Annotated in this window: 5 tRNA genes; all 5 read left to right on the forward strand. The window is 39.0% G+C overall.

Features of this window, described 5'->3' with window-relative positions:
- The first annotated feature begins 4 nt into the window (after positions 1-4).
- The 5 genes from BOD01S_RS22220 to BOD01S_RS22240 all read left to right on the forward strand — a co-directional run bounded on the left by BOD01S_RS22220 (position 5) and on the right by BOD01S_RS22240 (position 1,436).
- Positions 5-81, forward strand: a tRNA-Ile gene (locus BOD01S_RS22220).
- 8 nt (positions 82-89) lie between these two features.
- Positions 90-164: transfer RNA gene (locus BOD01S_RS22225), tRNA-Asn, on the forward strand.
- 7 nt (positions 165-171) lie between these two features.
- Positions 172-262: transfer RNA gene (locus BOD01S_RS22230), tRNA-Ser, on the forward strand.
- Between the two features lie 21 nt (positions 263-283).
- A tRNA-Glu gene (locus BOD01S_RS22235) sits at positions 284-355 on the forward strand.
- 1,005 nt (positions 356-1,360) lie between these two features.
- Positions 1,361-1,436: transfer RNA gene (locus BOD01S_RS22240), tRNA-Val, on the forward strand.
- Positions 1,437-1,456 lie beyond the last annotated feature (20 nt).

A 1,456-nucleotide genomic window follows, 5' to 3' on the forward strand; every position in this document is an offset into this window, starting at 1 on the left:
GAATGGGCCTATAGCTCAGCTGGTTAGAGCGCACGCCTGATAAGCGTGAGGTCGATGGTTCGAGTCCATTTAGGCCCACCATATATTGTTCCGAAGTAGCTCAGTGGTAGAGCAACCGGCTGTTAACCGGTTGGTCGTAGGTTCGAGTCCTACCTTCGGAGCCATTTTTTTGGGGAAGTACTCAAGAGGCTGAAGAGGCGCCCCTGCTAAGGGTGTAGGTCGCGTAAGCGGCGCGAGGGTTCAAATCCCTCCTTCTCCGCCATATACATAGTTACTCTAGACGGGCCCGTTGGTCAAGTGGTTAAGACACCGCCCTTTCACGGCGGTAACACGGGTTCGAATCCCGTACGGGTCATCAAAAGTCCGAAACGAACATTTAAATCGTTTTGGGCTTTTTTTATTTGCCAAGAGCAGAAGGCTCCTGTCTCAAGGAGCCGAGAAAGTAAGCAAAATAAAGTAAGCAAAATAAAGTAAGCAAAATAAAGTAAGCAAAATAAAGGCGGGACACCGTCAAGCGTTTTTCACTTTAAAATGCCTGTATAATATATGAATGAAAGATCCAATTTTATAGAGGGCTGGGATAGATATCAAAGCATGTAGGCTTTGTACGTACCGATGATCTAAACACGTAGATTCCTTCATAGAACATGTAGTTGTTTTCGCAGCTTTGTATAAAATGCAATACGCAGACGTATATAGGGATCAATAGCAATTTTGGCTCGTAAAAGTCAATTAGAGCGGTAACTGGGCAGCTTACTCCAGAAAAAAGTGGAAAAGTAACTTATCAGTTAAAGAGAGAATAACAAAATTTTTAATCCTAAATAGAACGATACCCTTTAAAGAAGTTAATAACATTCCTTAAGGAGAAGTTAAGAAGCGAATAATGGCTATGGACGTCTCAGCATAAAAGGTGAAACTATTAGTCGCAATAAAAACTCCAAGAGCCTCTCTGTAAAGTTTATAATTAAAGGGAGAACAGACAAAATTGAAAAGGGAAAGAAACTATATACGCATATGGAAAGAGCGTATATAAGTACACTAAATGATTTATAAAATAGTATTAAGTTTAACTATAAAAGATTTTTTATAAAAATACAGGCAAATAGATGACAAATAGTAAAGGTTTTAGATATTATTAAGAACAGGGTTATTTAAGTTTACCTTACATGATCATATGCCTTATTTAGTGGGGAAAAGATGAAAGAATTACTATATATAGTATAGATTGAAAAAAACCGCTCTTTTTCAAAAAAAAATCTTAAAAAGTATTGCAATTAATTTTAGATGTGATAATATAAATCTTGTCCTTAAGAAAAGGGCAAGCAAGTAAATTAGCTAAAGTAACATTAGCAAACGCTTTGGAGGATTAGCTCAGCTGGGAGAGCACCTGCCTTACAAGCAGGGGGTCGGCGGTTCGAGCCCGTCATCCTCCACCATCTCAAAGTGCCGGTGTAGC

The sequence above is a fragment of the Lysinibacillus odysseyi 34hs-1 = NBRC 100172 genome (assembly GCF_001591965.1).
In the GTDB taxonomy this organism is placed as follows: Bacteria; Bacillota; Bacilli; order Bacillales_A; family Planococcaceae; genus Lysinibacillus_B; species Lysinibacillus_B odysseyi.